Consider the following 17,358-nt stretch of genomic DNA (forward strand, 5'->3'; position numbering starts at 1 on the left):
GGCGACACCGTTCCACCGGCCGGTGGCGTTGACGGCCGTCTCGTAGCCGAGGGCGCGCAGCCGCCGCCAGAGCTGCCGGGCGCCCGGCGCGGCCTCGGGGGTGTCCGAGGCCGCGCCGGGCGCGGCGAGCACGTCGGTGGTGGTCACTTGACCGCGACCTGCGAGACGTCGAGGACGCCGGTCCAGTCGCTGATGACGACGTTCTTGACGTCCTTGCCGTACAGGCGCTTGTAGACCGGGTGCACCAGCGGCACGGTCAGCGCCTGCTCGCCGATCTTCTTGTCGAGGGCGCCCCAGCGCACGGCGGCGGCCTTGAGGTCGGTGAGCTTGTTGATCTCGTCGATCTCCTTGTTCACGGCCGGGTCGTCCAGCTGGGCGTTGTTGAAGTTGTAGCCGTCCCTGACGATCTGCCGGCCGTCGAAGATCGGAGCCAGGAAGGGCCCGCCGGACGGCCAGTCGGCACCCCATCCGGCGAGGAAGAAGCCCGGCTCGGTCCTGATGCCGTGGATCTTCTCGCTGTAGGCGCTGGACTCCAGGCCCTCGAGCTTGACGGTGATGCCGGCCTTCTTCAGGGCGTCCTGCAGGGCGGTGGCGACCTCGGGGCCCTGCTCGTCGCCGCCGCTGCTGTCGTGGGTCAGCGTGACGGTCAGGCCCTTGGGGTAACCGGCTTCCTTCAGCAGCTCCTTGGCCTTGGCGGCGTCACCGCTCTTGCCGGCCGGGAACGCGTCGTACGGGGTGTAGCCGAAGGACTCCTGCGCGGGCAGGAAGGTGGTGGCCGGCTCGGCGAGCGAGGAGCCGCCGAGCGCGTTGACGACGGTGCTGCGGTCGACCGCGTAGGAGATCGCCTGGCGCACCTTGGGGTTGTCGAACGGCTTCACCTTCGGGTTGAAGGAGATGTAGTCGGTGTAGCCGAAGTGGCCGGTGCCGACGCGGCCCGCGAGCTCCTTGTCACCGGTGATCTTCGCCAGCTCGGCGGCGGTGAGGTTGGTGTCGGTGGTGACGGCGGCCGCGTCCTTGCCGGAGCCGCTGGACAGCCGCTGGTTGATCACGGCGGCGTCGAGGCCGGACTGGACGTCGATGCGGTCCGGGTAGGCCTTGCGCTCCTCGTCGGTCTTCGGGTCCCAGTGGGTGTTGCGCTCCAGGACGAGGTGCTCGCCGTCGTTCTCGTTGCTGACGACCTTGTAGGGGCCCGAGGAGAACGGGTGGTTCTCGTACTTGGTTCCGGTGTCCTTGGCCTTCGGCACGGGGGCGAAGGAGGTCTGGGTGGCCAGGAACGGGAAGTCGCCCTCGGGCTTGTTCAGGTGGAAGACGATGGTCTTCGTGTCCGGGGTCTCGATGGAGTCCAGGCCGCCCTTGTCCTTGTACGGGCCCTGGTACTCCTTGCCGCCGATCAGCCAGTCGCGCAGGTAGGGGGCGCCGCCGGACAGCTCGGCCGCGAAGGACCGCTCGATGCCGTACTTGATGTCGGCGGTGGTGATCGGGCTGCCGTCCTCGTACTTCAGGCCGTCCTTGAGGTGGTAGGTCCAGACGGTGGCGTCCTTGTCGGGCGTGCCGGTGTCGGTGGCGAGGTCGGGGACGACCTTCGCGCCGTCCGCGCCGTTCTCGCGGTTGCGGGTTGTCAGCGTGCGGAAGACCAGGCCGGGGACGTTGCCGCCGCCGGAGGTGTACAGCCGTGCCGGGTCGAAGTCCTCCTGCGGGGACTGGTTGAGGACGTAGAGCGTGCCGCCCTTGGCCGGCTTGCCGTCGGCCGCCTTGGCCCCGCCGCCCTCCGGGCCGCACGCGGCGGCGCCACCGGTGATCGCCAGGACGACGGCTGCCGCGGCGAGGCGGCGGGGTGTGACGGACAGGTGAGACATCGAAGATCCCTTTCGCGGCTGCGAGATGGAGAGGGCGGGGCTGGGGAAGGCCCGCAGGCAGCGGCGACGGCCTCGTCTGAGGAGGCCGTGAAGGATCGATCATGCGTCGAGCACTGCGCCCACGGGCAGGGAGGTCCGGGGCGGGGAAAGGGTGTGTCCTTTAAGCGCCCGGCACCGTGGAGCACCGACACAGGATGTCGGCCACGCTGTGCCCGGCCACGCCGATGAGCGCCAGCTCTATGGCGGCGTCGGCTTCTGTGGCGGGGCTGTGCGGCATGCCAAAGACATTGAACGATTAATCGCTCGATGTCAAAAAACCTAGCCCCGGGGGTAAGGCCAGGCGTTCGGCTTGCAGGTCACGCCGCCGAGGGACAGGAACTTCGTCTGCTGCATCATGACCGGGGCGAGGGCGCCCTGCTTCGGGCAGACCACATGGCCGTAGCCCAGCCGGTGCCCGACCTCGTGGTTGATCAGCATCTGGCGGTAGGAGAGCATCCTGTCGGGGCCGTAGGTCTCCGAGCCCTGGGCCCAGCGATACGCGTTGACCATCGTCCGCGAAGTCGACGCCGAGTCACATGACACATTGTCAACCGTGGTGTCCAGACCGGACTTGGCGCACCACTCGGCCGTGGTGCCCGGACTGGCCAGGGTGATGACGACGTCGGCGGAGCCGGATGACACCCGCTCGAAGGTGCGGACGCCGCCGTGGGCCCAACTCCGTTTGTCGTTCAGCGTCTTGTAGACGGCGTCGGCGAAGAGCCGGCCGTCCAGGGGCAGCCCCTTCTCGACGTCCACCCGTACGCGCAGCAGCCTGCCCTTGCCCGGGGCCTTCTGGTGGCCGCCCACGGTCTGGAACTTCCCCGCCAGGGCGAGGTCCTGGTCGAGCGGATAGGGCCGGATCATCGCCTGGTCGTAGGTGAGCGGGGCGGCGACGGCGGAGGGCGAGGCGGAGGGGGTCGCCCGGCCCTGGGAGCGGGACGCGGAGTCGTCGGCGGCGCGGCTGCCCTTCGATCCCGCGGCGGCGGGCGAGTGACGCTTCTCGCCGCCGGCGGCGACCTGGCCGGCCACGACGACGGCCAGCACCGTCACGACGGCCGCGGCGGCCGCGCCGGAGAAGGCGCGAGTCCTGACGGTCTTCTTGGGCTGTTCGGGTTGCTCCCCGGTCTCCTCGGCCCCTTCGGCGGGCACCTGGGGTGCCCCGGCTTCCTCGGTCCCCGAGGCGGCGTCGAAGGCCGCGACGAAATCCCGCCGCGGGCCGGGGACGGTCCGGGGTCCCGCGTCCGGCGCCGAGCGCGGACGCGGGAAGCCGGCTATTCGGGGCGCGGTGAAGACGCCCGCGTCGAGGGGGTCGTCGTCCTCCGGGTACTCCGTGCCGAGCGCGGTGTCCGCCAGCTCCGCGGGCCGGCTCCCGCGCGGTGTGCGGGGCGGGGCCCAGGAACCGGCCCGGCCCCAGGCCGAGTGCTCCCGGTGCTCGGGGTGGGAGTGGCCCGGGACGTCGTGGTGGCCGGCCGCGGAGTCGCCGGGGTGGAAGCCGCCGTCCCGGCCGCCCGGCACGGAGGGGCCGGGTGCCTGGCCCGGGCCACCGGGGCGCGGCGGGATGGTCGTCGCCGGGCCGGAACGCCGACGGCGGCCGGTGCCGCCGTTCCCGGATATGCCCGGTACGTCGTCGCGGCGGCCGTCACGGCCGCCCGGTGCGCTGTGCCTGCCCATGAAGTCAGTGATCCGTCCGCGCGTCCGTGGCGTCCAGCAGTTCGCGGAAGGCCCGCGCCACCGCATCGGGGTGCTCCATCATCGCGACGTGCCCGCTGTCGGGGAGCGTCAGCAGCCGCGAATCGCGGAACGTCCGGGCGGCACGGTACGCCATCCGGAAGGAGACCAGCTTGTCCCGGCCTCCGTACACCAGCAGGGTCGGCGCGAGGACCCGCTCGGCCTGCCGCCAAAGGTTGTGCTGGCCGCCGAGCGTGTAGGCGTCGACGATGCCGCGCGCCGAACGGGACAGCGCGTCCCAGAAGTACGGCAGCGCCATCCGGCGCTCGTACTCCGAGGCGTGTTCGGCGAAGGCCTCCTCGCTGACGTTCGCCGGGTCGCCGTAGCAGAGCGACAGCAGTTGCTGGGTGCGCCGCTCGGCGGGCCAGTCCCGGGTGGCACGGGTGAGCAGCGCGGGGACGCCCGGCAGCCCGAGCATCCCGGTCGGCCAGGCGCTGCGCTGCGGCGGCACCTCCGGCAGGGCGGGCGAGACCAGCGTCAGGGTGCGGACGAGGTCGGGCCGGGCCGCGGCGACCTTGGTGGCCACGGCTCCGCCGAGCGAGTTGCCGAAGAGGTGCACGGGCCCGCGCCCGGAAGCCTCCAGCAGGCGCACGACCGCGCGCGCGTGCCCCCCGATCGAGTAGTTGCCGTCGTCCGGCGGCGGGGAGTGGCCGAAGCCGGGCAGGTCCAGGGCCTCGCAGGCCACCCGGTCCTCCAGTAGCCGCATCAGCGCCGACCAGTTCGAGGACGATCCGCCCAGGCCGTGCACGAACAGCGCGGGCGGCAGCCCGTCGGCCTGCTCCGCCCGCGATCGCACTGTCAGCGTCAGGCCTCTCAACGTCACGGCCCGAACCGCTTCCCCGTCCCCGGCTCTGGGTCCCGAAGGCGGTACGGGCACGGCGGCGAGTGCGGCTTCGGGAGACTCCGTCGAGGACATGGGGCAATGTTACGAGGTGATCACGCATGCGCTCGTGTGTTCGCCCTCACACGCGTCGTGGGGATTTTCCGCCCCTCCTGTCACTCTGCACGCCCCGTCCCTGTCTCCTACGCTCGCAAAAGGGGAAAGAGGGGGAGAGTGGGAACAGCGGGGGACCGGCCGTACAGGATCGGATGGGAGGTGCCCGTGTCCGACGACATGGAGACCTTTGACGATGACGTCATCGACGACCTGGAGGACGCCGAGGCCGACATCGAAGCCCCCGAGGCGGACATCGCCGAACAACACCTCGAACTGCTGCAGCACCGCGATGTCCCGATCACCGAACGTCCGGACGACGCCGACCCGGCGGACGTCGCGGAGCAGCGCAGGGTGGTGGAGCTGGACGAGGACGACTACCGCTGAGTTCCACTTGGTGAGAATGTGCGTTCGCACAGCGCATGCCCCCGCTACCGAAAAGTACGATGGCACCCGCAGCGCAGAACGACATCACTTGGGAGGCGGCGTGACAGCCATCGAGCAGACTGAGGCGCGCCCTCGCGGCACACGCCTGCCGCGCCGGGCCCGGAGAAACCAGCTGCTGGGCGCGGCCCAGGAGGTGTTCGTCGCCCAGGGCTACCACGCTGCCGCGATGGACGACATCGCCGAGCGTGCGGGCGTCAGCAAGCCCGTCCTCTACCAGCACTTCCCCGGCAAGCTCGAGCTCTACCTGGCCCTTCTGGACCAGCACTGCGAGGCCCTGCTGGACGCCGTGCGCACCGCCCTGGCCTCCACCACCGACAACAAGCAGCGCGTGGCGGCGACCATGGACGCGTACTTCGCGTACGTGGAGGACGAGGGCGGCGCCTTCCGCCTGGTCTTCGAGTCCGACCTGACCAACGAGCCGGCGGTCCGCGAGCGCGTCGACAAGGTGGCGCTCCAGTGCGCCGAGGCGATCTGCGAGGTCATCGCCGAGGACACGGGGCTGGCCACCGAGCAGTCCATGCTGCTGGCGGTCGGTCTGGGCGGCGTCTCGCAGGTCGTGGCGCGTTACTGGCTCTCCAGCGGCAGCTCCATGCCCCGCGAGACCGCGGTGCAGCTGCTGACGTCCCTGGCGTGGCGCGGCATCGCCGGCTTCCCGCTGCACGGCGCCGAGCACTGACCGCTCCGCTCGAAGGCTGTTCGCTCTAGGCGTGCCCGTCGGCCGGTGCCCGAGTGCCGGGCGCGGCTAATGTGTCCTGCGTACGGCGCGATTTCCAACCGCGCACACCGCAGACCGTTCGGAGGGACGAAAGCCGTGGAGGTCAAGATCGGCGTGCAGCACGCGCCGCGCGAGATCATCATCGAGAGCGCGCAGACGGCCGAGGAGGTCGAGAAGGCCGTCGCCGAGGCGCTCACCGGCACCGGCAAGCTGCTCAGCCTCACCGACGAGCACGGCAAGCGCGTGCTCGTGCCGGCCGACCGGCTGGCCTACGTCGAGATCGGCGAGCCGGCGACGCGCCGGGTGGGCTTCGGCGCGCAGCTGTAGCCGGCGCCGCTCCCGGACCGGAGACACGCACGGCGGGTCACCCTCGAATGGGGTGACCCGCCGTTTCGCGCTCCGGCCCCGCGGGGTAGGACCCGTGCGACCGAAGTCCTCCGGGAGGGGCCGCCACAATGCTGTGGGAATCGATCGCGTTCGCCGCCGTCGGACTGGCCGTCGCGTACGCCGCGACCCGGCTGGTCCCCCGCCGCCGCCTTCCCGCGGCCAGGCTCGTGCTCGCCACAGGACCGGTAGCCGCCCTCGTGGGGGGCCTCATCGCCCGTACCGTCCTCGGCCCGGACCAGTTCCTGGTCAACCTCGCCACGTCGGTGGGGGTGGCGGCCGCCCTGCTCTCGCTGCTGGTCCGCCCGCCGCGGAGCACCCGCCGGTCCCCGCGGACCGCCTGAGCCGGGGGCGCCCGGCCGCGCGGGCGCCGTGCGGCGCCTGCAGCCTGTCGTCGCATCCCCTCCCCCGGCCTTCGGCCGGGGTATCCCCACGCCGCGTTGTCGAATCGTCCGAGCAGCCCACGGCGAGGACGACTCTCCGCCCAGCGATGCCCCGCATCCGGGGCGCCCCCAGCGGAGCTGGGGGGAGCCGCGGGGCCGGCCTCCGGGCGGTGGGAGCACCTCCCGGCGAAGGTGGGGGAGCCGATGTGGCGACAGGTCTAGGCGGACAGCCCCAGCGCCGCCATGCGCTTGGTGTGGGCCTCGGTGATGCGCGTGAACATCCGGCCGACCTCCGCGAGGTCGAAGCCGTCGGCGACCCCGCCGACCAGCATCGTGCTGAGCGCGTCGCGGTCCGCCACGACCCGCTGCGCCTGCGACAGCGCCTCGCCCATCAGCCGGCGCGCCCACAGCGCGAGCCGCCCGCCCACCCGGGGCTCGGCCTCGATGGCGGAGCGCACCTTCTCCACCGCGAAGGACGCGTGGCCGGTGTCGTCCAGCACCGCCAGCACCAGCTCGCGGGTGTCGGCGTCGAGCCGGGCGGCGACCTCGCGGTAGAAGTCGGACGCGATGGAGTCGCCGACGTACGCCTTGACCAGGCCCTCCAGCCAGTCCGACGGCGCGGTCTGGCGGTGGAACTCGTCCAGAGCGGCGGCGAAGGGCTCCATCGCCGCGGTCGGGTCGGCCTCGATGGCGGTGAGCCGGGCGCGGAGCTGCTCGAAGTGGTGGAACTCGGCGGACGCCATCGCCGCGAGCTCCGCCTTGTCCTCCAGGGACGGCGCGAGCTTCGCGTCCTCCGCGAGCCGCTCGAAGGCGGCCAGCTCGCCGTACGCGAGTGCCCCGAGCAGGTCCACGACCGCCGCGCGGTACTGCGGGTCCGCAGACGCGGCGGCCCAGTCCTTGGCGGCGATGGTCGTCTCGGCGGGGGTCTCGGCGGGGGTCTCAGGCGTCTCCATGTTGCGCACAATAGCCAACCCCACCAGCGCGGCAACCATCCCGTACGGCGCCGCCGCGCGGAAGCCGCCACGTGATCCGTTTCACGTACCGGAAAATCCATCCGCCGCGGGTGCGTGATTCCGGGGTACAGTGATATGGACCCGCCAGGTGACCCGGCGGGTCACGCATGAATGGATGCCCGGTCGGTGGCCCGATCGGCTCCTACCGACCGCCCTCCTCACATGGGGAGGGGGACAGATTCGCGGCGCGCACGAGGGCAGAGGTCCCGCGCACCTCGGCCACCCACGGCCGGACGACACTCCGCGCGGTCAGCGCAGTTCCTTGCGCCCGACCCTCCCCGGACACCGCTCGGCGCCGCGTCCCAACAGAAGAGGCAGCATCCTGACCACCACCACGACTTTCCGCGATCTGGGGATCCTCCCCGAGACCGCCGAGGCCCTCGAGGCCGTCGGCATCACCGCTCCCTTCCCGATCCAGGAGATGACGCTCCCCGTCGCGCTCGCGGGCAACGACGTCATCGGCCAGGCCAAGACCGGCACCGGCAAGACCCTGGGCTTCGGCCTCCCGCTCCTGGAGCGGGTCGTCGTCCCGGTCGACGTCGAGGCCGGGCGCGCCAAGCCCGAGGACGTCGTCGACGGGCCGCAGGCGCTGGTCATCGTCCCCACCCGCGAGCTGTGCACGCAGGTCACCAACGACCTGCTCACCGCCGGCAAGGTGCGCAACGTCCGCGTCCTGGCGATCTACGGCGGCCGCGCCTACGAGCCGCAGGTCGAGGCGCTCAAGAAGGGCGTCGACGTGATCGTCGGCACCCCGGGCCGGCTGCTGGACCTGGCGGGCCAGAAGAAGCTCAACCTGCGCCACGTCCGCGCGCTCGTCCTCGACGAGGCCGACGAGATGCTCGACCTGGGCTTCCTCCCCGACGTCGAGAAGATCATCGAGATGCTGCCGGCCAAGCGGCAGACGATGCTCTTCTCCGCGACGATGCCGGGTGCCGTCATCGGCCTCGCCCGGCGCTACATGTCGCAGCCCACGCACATCCGCGCCACGTCGCCGGACGACGAGGGCGCGACCGTCGCCAACATCACCCAGCACGTCTTCCGCGCCCACTCGCTGGACAAGCCCGAACTCGTCGCCCGGGTCCTCCAGGCCGAGGGCCGCGGCCTGGCGATGATCTTCTGCCGCACCAAGCGCACCGCCGCCGACGTCGCCGAGCAGCTCGAGCGCCGCGGCTTCGCCTCCGGCGCCGTCCACGGCGACCTCGGCCAGGGTGCCCGCGAGCAGGCGCTGCGCGCCTTCCGCAACGGCAAGGTCGACGTCCTCGTCTGCACGGACGTCGCCGCACGCGGCATCGACGTCGAGGGCGTCACGCACGTGATCAACTACCAGACGCCGGAGGACGAGAAGACCTACCTCCACCGCATCGGCCGCACCGGCCGCGCGGGCGCGTCCGGCACGGCGATCACGCTGGTCGACTGGGACGACATCCCGCGCTGGCAGCTGATCAACAAGGCGCTCGACCTGCCGTTCAACGCCCCCGAGGAGACCTACTCCACCTCGAGCCACCTCTACGAGCTGCTCGGCATCCCCGAGGGCACGAAGGGCGTCCTGCCGCGCGCGGAGCGCACCCGCGCCGGGCTCGACGCGGAGGAGATCGAGGACCTCGGCGAGACCGGCGGCCGCGGCCGCGGTCGTGGCGGCCGCAAGTCCGGCCCGGCCGCGTCGGCCGAGCAGGAGGAGCGCCCGGCACGCACCCGTACGCCGCGCCAGCGCCGCCGCACCCGCGGCGGGCAGTCGGTCGGCGCCGCGTCCGCCGAGGCGGAGGCGGTCGTGGAGACCGTCGAGGCCCCGGCGACCGAGGCCCCGGCGCCGCGTCGCCGGCGCCGCACCCGCGCGGGCGCCGCGAACGCCGAGACCGTGACCACGGCCCAGGAGGCGGCGGAGGAGGCCCCGGCCTCGCGCCGCCGCCGTACCCGGGCCGTCGCCATCGCCGGTGCGGAGGCCCCGGCGGCCGCGGAAGCGGCTCCTGCCGGGGGCGAGGACGAGGGCGCGGCCAAGACCGTCCGCCGGCGTCGCCGCACGCGGTCGGCCAAGCCGGCCGACGACGCCACCAGCTGACGCACCACCCGCACCACGCAACGGCCGGGCGCCCCTCGCAAGGGGCGCCCGGCCGTCGGCGTCCCCCGCGGGGCGCCCACGAGCGGTGCGCGGAGCGCTCAGGCGGTGCCGGAGGTCGGGGACCACGTCGTGTGGCGGAAACCCGGCACGGTTAGCCTCGGCGCATGAGCCGACCGCCGTTCCTGACGTTGCCCGAGAACGCCACCGCGTACGCCCTGGAGACGGCCCGCGGTGCCTTCGCCGTGCTGGACGCCGTCCCGCCGGCCGGCACCCCCCGGCGCGGCACGGCCCTGCTGGTCCCCGGCTTCACGGGGAGCAAGGAGGACTTCCTCGCCCTGCTCGGACCGCTCGCGGCCGCCGGCTACCGCACCGTCGCGGTGGACGGCCGGGGTCAGCACGAGTCACCCGGCCCGCGCGACGAGGGCGCGTACGCGCAGGCCGAGCTGGCCGCCGACGTGGCCGCGCAGACCGCCGCGCTCGGCACTCCGGCCGGTGAGCCGGTGCATCTGCTGGGGCACTCGATGGGCGGCCTGGTCGTCCGCGCCGCCGTGCTGGCCGCCCACGAGGACGGCGAGGCCCTCCCCTGGGCTTCGCTCACCCTCATGAGCTCCGGCCCGGCCGCCATCGAGCCGGCCCAGCAGGCCCGTACGAAGCTGCTGCTGGAGGCGCTGTCCGCGATGGACATGGAGGGCGTGTGGCGGGCGATGCGCGAGCTCGACGCAGAGGACCTCGAAAACACGGCAGGCGCAGCGGAGACGGCGGCCACCCCGGGCGCCCCGAATCCGGCGGGCGAGGTCGACGAATTCCTCCACCGCCGCTGGCTGGCGACGGTGCCCGAGCAGTTGATCACCACCGGCAGGCAGCTGATCGAGGAGCCGGACCGGGTGGCGGAGCTCGCGGCGGTGCCGCTGCCGAAGCTGGTGGTCTCGGGCGCGGTGGACTACGCCTGGCCCGTCCCGTGGCTGGACGCGATGGCCGAGCGCCTCGGTGCCCGGCGCGTCGTGATCGAGGGCGCCGAGCACTCCCCCAACGCCGAGCGGCCGGCTCCCACCGCACGGGCCCTGGCCGGCTTCTGGGGCTGAACGCCCCGCTACAGTCGCGCCTGCAGGTGCTCCCAGAAGCCGTCGCGCAGCACGCGCCGCAGGTCGGCGTGGCCGCGCAGCGAGATGTTGAGCATCCCCTCGGCCTCGACGAGCAGCTCCTGGTCGAAGGCGGGCGGCAGGTAGGGGTGACCGGGCAGCAGCTCGGCCAGGGAGTCGCGACCGCGCGTCGCCAGCCACTGCGAGGCGACGCGGGCCCCGACGAAGTGGACGTCCTCCCGCGTCGGGATGGGCCCGGTGGGGATCGGCGCGTCGCCGTAGACGGGGGTCGTGCGCCGGGTGATGTACGGCTTGCAGAAGTCGAGGTCGAGGGTGCGCAGGCTGTCGACCTCCCACAGCAGGGGGTCGGCCTGGTTGCGGCCGTCGGCGGCCTCGATGCCCCACAGGTGGACGCGGGCGCCGTACCCTTGCGCGGCCTCGACCGCGGACACCAGGTCCTCGTCGCCGCCGATGAGGACGGCGTCGCTGATGGCACGGTGCCGGGCCAGTGACTCCAGGTCGCTGCGGATGAGGGAGTCGACGCCCTTCTGCTGCCGGCTGGCGTTGAGGTTGCCGAGCCGCACTTTGACGTCCGGCAGCTCGGCGATGCGTTCCTGCTCGGCGGTGTGGATGCGGCGGCGGGCCCCGTCGTACCAGTAGACCCGGAGCAGCCGGCTGTCGGCGAAGAGGGTGCGCGCCCGGTCGATGAAGGCCTCGATGATGCCCTCGGCGTCGAGTTCGAAGGCCCTCCGGTCCTCGGTGCCCGCGACGAGGCGACCGGCCGCGGCGTACACGTACCCGGCGTCCACGAACACGGCGTGGGTCGCCGGGGTCGTGGCGACCTCGGCGAGCACCCGCTGCAGGAGCTCGTTCGTGCGCTCGATGCCGGCGGCGATGGCGGAAAGGGCGTCGTCGTTCATAGAGATCACATTGTCCGGCGCTTCCGTCCGCACACACAACCGGAACCAGGACCGCCGGTACCGGTGGCTACCCGCCAGTAGATGCGTAGGAAAAATTTTCTTTAGGACAGGGAAGGTTTTCGCGGGGGCAACTGTTGTTGATACATGAAAGACCCCGGCAGGTAACGGCTGCGAAGCAGCCCCGTACTCCAATGGAGGAGTGCCCGGACGAAGGGAGAAGCCGTGAAGACCATGCGCTTCAAGATCATGCGCCTCAACGACCAGGACGGTCGCGCCGTCGACTGCACGGTCGTGGACGCCGCCTCCGTCGACCAGATCGTTCAGCAGGCCGCCGCGATCGGCCAGCGCATCTACATCCGCCCGGCCGAGTAAGGCCCCGTCACCCCGGCATGGCCGTACGGCCGGACGCCACAAGCCCGAAGGGCCCCGTACACCTCGGTACGGGGCCCTTGTCGTGTCCGGATTTCCCGACGGTCCGTCAGCCCTCGCCGCGGATGAAGCCGAAGACGCCGTTGGCGATCTGCTGCACCGCGATCACCGAGAGCAGCATGCCGGAGAGCCGGGTGACCAGCAGCACGCCGCCGTCCTTGATCAGCCGGATGATGACCAGCGAGTAACGCATCGTCAGCCACAGCACGACGTGCATCGCGGCGATGGCGACCCACACGGACAGCTGTTCCGCGAAGCCGTGCGCGCGCTGCACCGCGAGGATCACCGTCACGATCGCGCCCGGACCGGCGAGCAGCGGCATGCCGAGCGGCACCAGCGCGACGTTGACGTCCTTGGTCTGGGTGGGCTCGTCCGCCTTGCCGGTGAGCAGGTCGAGCGCGATGAGCAGCAGGAGCAGACCGCCGGCGATCATCAGCGCCGGCACGGAGACGTGCAGGTAGTCCAGGATCTGCTGGCCGCAGATGCCGAAGACGGTGATGACGCCCAGCGCGACGGCGGCGGCCTGCCAGGCCATGCGGCGCTGGACCTTGGCCGCGCGGCCGGAGGTGAGGGCGAGGAAGATCGGGGTGATGCCGGGCGGGTCCATGATCACGAAAAGCGTGACGAAGACCGACCCGAACATGGTCAGGGAGAACAGATCCATGGGCCTTGCGGGGGGGTGCGGTTACGGGGTGGTGATCGGCGCCGCGCCGGTGGCCCGGCGGACGATCTCTCGGTAGACGTCGGGGTCGGTGGTGTACTCGCCGAGCCGGACGGTCTTGCGGGTGCCGTGGTAGTCACTGGACCCGGTGGTGAGCAGCCCCAGTTCCGCGGCGAGGGCGCGCAAGTGGGCACGGGCGGGCTCGTCGTGGTCCATGTGGTCGACCTCGATGCCGTCCAGTCCGGCCGCGGCCAGTTCGTGGATGACGCTCTCGGGCACGCACGTGCCGCGCTTGACGGCGGCGGGATGGGCGAAGACCGTCACCCCGCCCGCGTTCTTGACGAGCCGGATCGCCTCGAAGGGGTCGAGTTCGTGCTTCTCGACGTAGGCGCGCCCGCCCGGCCCGATCCACTCGGGCGTGAACGCCTCGGCGATGCTGTCCACCAGCCCCGCCTCGATGAGGGCCTGGGCGATGTGCGGCCGGCCCACGGCGCCGTCGCCGGCGATCTCGGCGACCCGTTCCCACTCCACCGGCACACCGTGCTCGCGGAGCCGGGCGACCATGGCCTTCGCACGGGGCACCCGGTCGTCGCGCACGAGTTCGCGCTCCCGGTACAGCTCCGGCTCCTGGGGGTCGAAGAGGTAGGCGAGCAGGTGCAGGCCCACCCCGTCGATGCGGCAGGAGAGTTCGGCGCCGGTGACCAGGACCGGAGCCCTGGCGCCGGAGGCGTGCAGCTCGGCCAGCGCCTTCTCGGCCTCGGCGTAGCCGCCGACCGTGTCGTGGTCGGTGAGGGCGAGGACGTCCAGCCCGGCGGCGGCCGCCCCGCGCATCAGTTCGGCGGGGGTGTCCGTGCCGTCCGAGGCCGTGGAGTGGGTGTGCAGGTCGATTCGCACTCGGGTCACTCCAGGACGCTCGTTGCTCGGGCAGATTCAGGGGTTGCGATTACCAGGATAACTGCCCGGCCAACCTCTGAATCTCAGGAGAGCAACCGAGGGGAGAGCGCCCCGCACGGAACGAGATCGACTTCGGCGCCGGCCTCGCGCAGATCGGTCAGTATCAGCTCGTCGTACATGAGCAGACCCGACTCCTCCGGCCAGACGATCGCCCACAGCCACAGCCCGAACGATTCACCCGCGAAGACCGCGCGGTCCGGGGGCGTCCCGTTCACGTGCCACAGGCCGGTCGGCCGCCCGGCGGCGATCACCTTTGCGGCCGGCGGCTTGCCGACGCACATCTGGGGACCGGGGTCCGGTCCCGGGATCCCGGCGAATCGCGCCCCGAGCCCGACCCCGAGCTCCTCCGCCACCAGCACCATCTCGCCCTGCCCGCCGAGCGGCCCCGGTCCCGAGCACGCGACCGCCGTGGCCCGTCCGCCGCTGCGGTCGTCCCCGGCCGACACGACCCCGGTGAACAGCCAGCCGACCGGCAGCGGCCAGGGCATCCAGACCGGAACGCGCGAGCGGCTCACGACCACGCCGAGGGCTTCCACACTCGGCGGCACGACAGGCTGCAACGGATACACGGCGCCGTGCTCGTCGCACTGCCAGGTATCCGCGAAGAGCCCGGGCGCCCGGACCCGGCCACCGCACTTCGGGCAACTGGGTTCGCCCCTCATAACGCCCCACGGTCCTCCGGCGGCGTGCCCGCGTCAAGGACGATCACCCGTCCGAGTTCGCCGCGTGGCGTAGTTGCGCACTGCACCTTTCCCCGCCGGCCGCCGGTGCCCGTCCCCCTGCCGCAGGGCCCCCTCGGCTCACTGGCGGCGGCCGGGCGCCTCGCCGGCCGTCCGGCACCCGTACACCGTATGGACCACGGCGGCGGCGCGGCCGATGATCGTCGCCATGGACGCGACCGCACACACCTTCCTGATCCTCCACGGCTGGCAGAACCGCCGGCCCGAGGGCCACTGGCAGCGCCTGCTCGCGGGTGAACCGACCGCCCGCGGCCACCATGTGGTCTATCCGCAGCTCCCCGACCCCGACCGCCCGGACCTGGAGACCTGGCTCGGCCGGCTGCACGCCCTCCTCGACGCGGAACGGGACGCCCCGGAACGTGAGCTGGTCGTCGTCTGCCACAGCCTCGCCGTCCTGCTGCGGCTGCACGCGGCTGCACGCGGTGGCGTCCGGGCCGACCGGGTGCTGCTGGTGGCGCCGCCGGGCGATGCGGTGATCGCCGGGTACGAGGAGGTCGCCGGCTTCGCTGCGCCCGGCGTCACGGGGGCGCGGCTGCGCGCCGCCGCGCCGGTGATCCGGCTGGTGGCCGGGGACGACGACCCGTACTGCCCCGGCGGCGCGGCCGGTGAGTACGGTGCGCCGCTGGACCTCGACACCGACGTGGTGCCCGGCGGGGCCCATCTCGACCTGACCGCGGGTTACGGGAGCTGGCCGTCCGCCCTGGCCTGGTGCCTCGATCCGGCCGTCCGCGTCGGCCCGCGCGAGGACCGCTGAACGGACGTCACGAACCGCCGGCGCTCAGTCGGTCAGCGGGACCGCCGCGCGCAGCGGGTCACGCAGGTCCGTGCCGGCCTGCAGCCACCGTTCCTGCAGCGCCGCCGCGCCCCGCACCCGCTTCCAGGCCGCCTCGTTCGCCGTCATCGGCAGGAGGGGGAAGAAGCTGACCGGGTCCATCGGCTCGTCGAGTTCGAGGTCCTCCACCAGGCCGCCGGGCTCGGCGACCAGGACGGCGGAGAACGCCGCGCCGGGCCACAGGGGTTCGCCCACGTCGAGCGAGTTCCCGGGGGCGATGACGACGCCCTCGACCTGGGGGCTGGCGGCCAGCACGGCGAGCGGCCGCAGCACCTTGTCCGTGTCGGCGCCGCGACCGCCGCGCAAGGTGATCACAAGCTCGGCGCGCGGGCCGCGCACGGGGTCCGCCACGACGGCGACGGGGTCGTTCATCGGCGCGCGGGACATCCCCAGGGTGACGTAACGCAGCAGCTCGCCGTCGCGGAAACGCAGCACCTCGATCCGCTCGGTGCCGAGGAAGGTGACCGCCGCGCGGGCGTCCGGTTCACCGAAGGCCATGCGCAGTCGCGCCTCAACGAGCCCCAGTACGTCGACCATGAAGTGAGCATAGAGCGCGTATGGAACGTGCAAAGCCACGGCTTCGCGCCGGAGCCGCCTGATAAGGTGGGCCGTCGGCTACGCCGGTAAAGGCGTGCACATCTTCCCCCAGCGGGGATCGGCCGGAGGAGGTGGGGCTGCGATGGATCCTAGTCGACCGTGCAGTACCGGCAGCTCTTCCGCCCGGCAACTCTCCTGATCCCCCGCGTTCCGTACCCGGTCACCCGGGCGTGAAACCAAAGAATCACGGAACCGACGAGGATTCTCGGAATTTCCGCGAGCACGAGCGCGTGACGCCGCCTCATGCCCGCCCCAAGGCCTGCCCGGGTCTGCCCCGCCGCTTCCGGAAGAGCTCCCTGAACTGCGCAGTGATCAACGGTGATCACCCTGCCCTGATCCGCATTTCAGCCCGGCCAGTCCGCGAAGGAGCTTGCCATGTCGATGATCCGCGACCTGCGCGCAGTCGTCCGCCCCGCCCTGCGCAAAAGCAGCACGTCGTACGACTACGGCCCGGACCGCTCCCGCACCTCGTCCGCCACGCCCAGCTCGGTCGTGGACTGCGCCGTCTACCGCGACGGCCGTCGCGGCAGCGACCACATCTCGCCCCGCGAGGCCCTGGAGAAGGTGAGCGACGGCGACGAGGGCTTCGTCTGGATCGGTCTCCACGAGCCCTCGGAGCGGGAGTTCTCCGAGATCGCCGAAGTCTTCGGACTGCACCCGCTGGCCGTGGAGGACGCCGTCCACGCCCACCAGCGGCCCAAGCTGGAGCGGTACGACGACACGCTCTTCATGGTCTTCAAGACCATCCGCTACGTCGAGCACGCCGAACTCACCGCCACCAGCGAGGTGGTGGAGAGCGGCGAGGTGATGGTCTTCACCGGCCGGCACTTCGTCATCACCGTCCGGCACGGCGGCCACGGCTCGCTGCGCGCGCTGCGGCACCGCCTGGAGGACGACCCCGAGCTGCTGGCCAAGGGTCCCTCCGCCGTGCTGCACGCCATCGCCGACCAGGTCGTCGACGACTACCTGGCGGTCAGCGAGGCCGTCCAGGACGACATCGACGAGGTGGAGATCGACGTCTTCTCCGCCCAGGGCAAGTCCCCGCGCGCCACCGACGCCGGACGCATCTACCAGCTCAAGCGCGAGGTACTGGAGTTCAAGCGGGCGGTCTCCCCGCTGCTGCGCCCGATGCAGATGCTCAGCGAGCGGCCGATGCGCGTGGTGGACCCGGAGATCCAGAAGTACTTCCGGGACGTCGCCGACCACGTCGCCCGCGTCCACGAGATGGTGGTCGGCTTCGACGACCTGCTCAACTCCATCCTGCAGGCCAACCTCGCGCAGGCGGCGGTCGCGCAGAACGAGGACATGCGCAAGATCACCTCATGGGCGGCGATCATCGCCGTCCCGACCATGATCTGCGGCGTGTACGGCATGAACTTCGACTACATGCCGGAGCTGCGCTGGAGGTTCGGCTACCCGATGGTGCTGGTCGCCATCGGCGGGATCTGCTTCGCCATCCACCGCATCCTGCGCCGCAACGGCTGGCTGTAGGGCTCGGCTAGAAGACTGCTGAAAATCTTGTTGTGGGGCCGCCCGGCCGGAGGCCGGGCGGCCCTTTCCTTTATGCGGTGGCCGGGACGATGTGCCAGGT

General features: G+C 72.1%; 19 protein-coding genes. 9 read left to right on the forward strand and 10 right to left on the reverse strand.

Annotation, left to right across the window (positions count from 1 at the left end):
* Positions 1-143 precede the first annotated feature (143 nt).
* From ACWDAS_RS40750 to ACWDAS_RS40765, 4 genes are all read right to left on the reverse strand, one after another.
* Positions 144-1,856 (reverse strand): ABC transporter substrate-binding protein, encoded by a 1,713-nt coding sequence (locus ACWDAS_RS40750; protein WP_450400959.1) that lies wholly within the window; start codon positions 1,854-1,856, stop codon positions 144-146.
* Positions 1,857-2,016: 160 nt separating this feature from the next.
* Positions 2,017-2,133, reverse strand: a complete 117-nt coding sequence (locus ACWDAS_RS40755) for an Ms4533A family Cys-rich leader peptide (protein WP_450400961.1) — start codon at positions 2,131-2,133, stop codon at positions 2,017-2,019.
* A gap of 41 nt (positions 2,134-2,174) precedes the next feature.
* Entirely contained in the window at positions 2,175-3,566 is a 1,392-nt protein-coding gene (locus tag ACWDAS_RS40760; protein ID WP_450400963.1) for a DUF3152 domain-containing protein, read from the reverse strand.
* A gap of 4 nt (positions 3,567-3,570) precedes the next feature.
* Positions 3,571-4,539, reverse strand: a complete 969-nt coding sequence (locus tag ACWDAS_RS40765) for an alpha/beta hydrolase (RefSeq protein WP_450400964.1) — start codon at positions 4,537-4,539, stop codon at positions 3,571-3,573.
* A 186-nt stretch (positions 4,540-4,725) separates the two neighbouring features.
* On the opposite strand from ACWDAS_RS40765, the gene ACWDAS_RS40770 reads away from it, so the two are divergent.
* From ACWDAS_RS40770 to ACWDAS_RS40785, 4 genes are all read left to right on the forward strand, one after another.
* Positions 4,726-4,944: a hypothetical protein gene (locus ACWDAS_RS40770; RefSeq protein ID WP_450400965.1), complete on the forward strand. Its 219-nt coding sequence runs from the start codon at positions 4,726-4,728 to the stop codon at positions 4,942-4,944.
* Between the two features lie 100 nt (positions 4,945-5,044).
* The gene (locus ACWDAS_RS40775) at positions 5,045-5,680 is read left to right on the forward strand and encodes a TetR/AcrR family transcriptional regulator (protein ID WP_450400967.1); all 636 of its coding nucleotides are present in this window, start codon (positions 5,045-5,047) and stop codon (positions 5,678-5,680) included.
* Between the two features lie 135 nt (positions 5,681-5,815).
* A complete protein-coding gene (locus ACWDAS_RS40780) occupies positions 5,816-6,046 on the forward strand; it encodes a DUF3107 domain-containing protein (RefSeq protein ID WP_018561495.1) in 231 nt (76 codons plus the stop codon).
* A 128-nt stretch (positions 6,047-6,174) separates the two neighbouring features.
* On the forward strand, positions 6,175-6,447 hold the full coding sequence (locus ACWDAS_RS40785; protein WP_450400969.1) for a hypothetical protein: 273 nt from the start codon (positions 6,175-6,177) through the stop codon (positions 6,445-6,447).
* A gap of 257 nt (positions 6,448-6,704) precedes the next feature.
* Here ACWDAS_RS40785 and ACWDAS_RS40790 read toward each other — a convergent pair whose 3' ends face one another.
* On the reverse strand, positions 6,705-7,439 hold the full coding sequence (locus tag ACWDAS_RS40790; RefSeq protein WP_450400970.1) for a ferritin-like fold-containing protein: 735 nt from the start codon (positions 7,437-7,439) through the stop codon (positions 6,705-6,707).
* 481 nt (positions 7,440-7,920) lie between these two features.
* Here ACWDAS_RS40790 and ACWDAS_RS40795 point away from each other — a divergent pair, with 481 nt between their 5' ends.
* Both ACWDAS_RS40795 and ACWDAS_RS40800 read left to right on the forward strand, forming a co-directional pair.
* Positions 7,921-9,555, forward strand: a complete 1,635-nt coding sequence (locus ACWDAS_RS40795) for a DEAD/DEAH box helicase (protein ID WP_450400982.1) — start codon at positions 7,921-7,923, stop codon at positions 9,553-9,555.
* Between the two features lie 164 nt (positions 9,556-9,719).
* Positions 9,720-10,637 carry an alpha/beta fold hydrolase gene (locus ACWDAS_RS40800; RefSeq protein WP_450400971.1) on the forward strand — a complete coding sequence of 306 codons (918 nt, stop codon included), beginning with the start codon at positions 9,720-9,722 and terminating at the stop codon, positions 10,635-10,637.
* A gap of 8 nt (positions 10,638-10,645) precedes the next feature.
* On the opposite strand, the gene ACWDAS_RS40805 is transcribed toward ACWDAS_RS40800, so the two are convergent.
* The gene (locus tag ACWDAS_RS40805; protein ID WP_450400973.1) at positions 10,646-11,554 is read right to left on the reverse strand and encodes an NYN domain-containing protein; all 909 of its coding nucleotides are present in this window, start codon (positions 11,552-11,554) and stop codon (positions 10,646-10,648) included.
* Between the two features lie 222 nt (positions 11,555-11,776).
* Here ACWDAS_RS40805 and ACWDAS_RS40810 point away from each other — a divergent pair, with 222 nt between their 5' ends.
* The gene (locus ACWDAS_RS40810) at positions 11,777-11,926 is read left to right on the forward strand and encodes a hypothetical protein (RefSeq protein WP_450400985.1); all 150 of its coding nucleotides are present in this window, start codon (positions 11,777-11,779) and stop codon (positions 11,924-11,926) included.
* A 106-nt stretch (positions 11,927-12,032) separates the two neighbouring features.
* Here ACWDAS_RS40810 and ACWDAS_RS40815 read toward each other — a convergent pair whose 3' ends face one another.
* From ACWDAS_RS40815 to ACWDAS_RS40825, 3 genes are all read right to left on the reverse strand, one after another.
* On the reverse strand, positions 12,033-12,647 hold the full coding sequence (locus ACWDAS_RS40815) for a MarC family protein (protein WP_450400975.1): 615 nt from the start codon (positions 12,645-12,647) through the stop codon (positions 12,033-12,035).
* Between the two features lie 21 nt (positions 12,648-12,668).
* Positions 12,669-13,538, reverse strand: coding sequence for a PHP domain-containing protein (locus tag ACWDAS_RS40820; protein ID WP_450400984.1), 870 nt, complete (start codon positions 13,536-13,538; stop codon positions 12,669-12,671).
* An 83-nt stretch (positions 13,539-13,621) separates the two neighbouring features.
* Positions 13,622-14,260, reverse strand: coding sequence for a DUF6758 family protein (locus tag ACWDAS_RS40825; RefSeq protein WP_450400976.1), 639 nt, complete (start codon positions 14,258-14,260; stop codon positions 13,622-13,624).
* 226 nt (positions 14,261-14,486) lie between these two features.
* On the opposite strand from ACWDAS_RS40825, the gene ACWDAS_RS40830 reads away from it, so the two are divergent.
* The gene (locus tag ACWDAS_RS40830; protein ID WP_450400977.1) at positions 14,487-15,092 is read left to right on the forward strand and encodes an RBBP9/YdeN family alpha/beta hydrolase; all 606 of its coding nucleotides are present in this window, start codon (positions 14,487-14,489) and stop codon (positions 15,090-15,092) included.
* 24 nt (positions 15,093-15,116) lie between these two features.
* On the opposite strand, the gene ACWDAS_RS40835 is transcribed toward ACWDAS_RS40830, so the two are convergent.
* Positions 15,117-15,707 (reverse strand): suppressor of fused domain protein, encoded by a 591-nt coding sequence (locus tag ACWDAS_RS40835; RefSeq protein ID WP_450400978.1) that lies wholly within the window; start codon positions 15,705-15,707, stop codon positions 15,117-15,119.
* Positions 15,708-16,142: 435 nt separating this feature from the next.
* On the opposite strand from ACWDAS_RS40835, the gene ACWDAS_RS40840 reads away from it, so the two are divergent.
* A complete protein-coding gene (locus ACWDAS_RS40840; protein ID WP_450400980.1) occupies positions 16,143-17,258 on the forward strand; it encodes a magnesium and cobalt transport protein CorA in 1,116 nt (371 codons plus the stop codon).
* The last annotated feature ends 100 nt before the right edge of the window (positions 17,259-17,358 follow it).

The organism is Streptomyces sp. NPDC001070 (assembly GCF_053598835.1).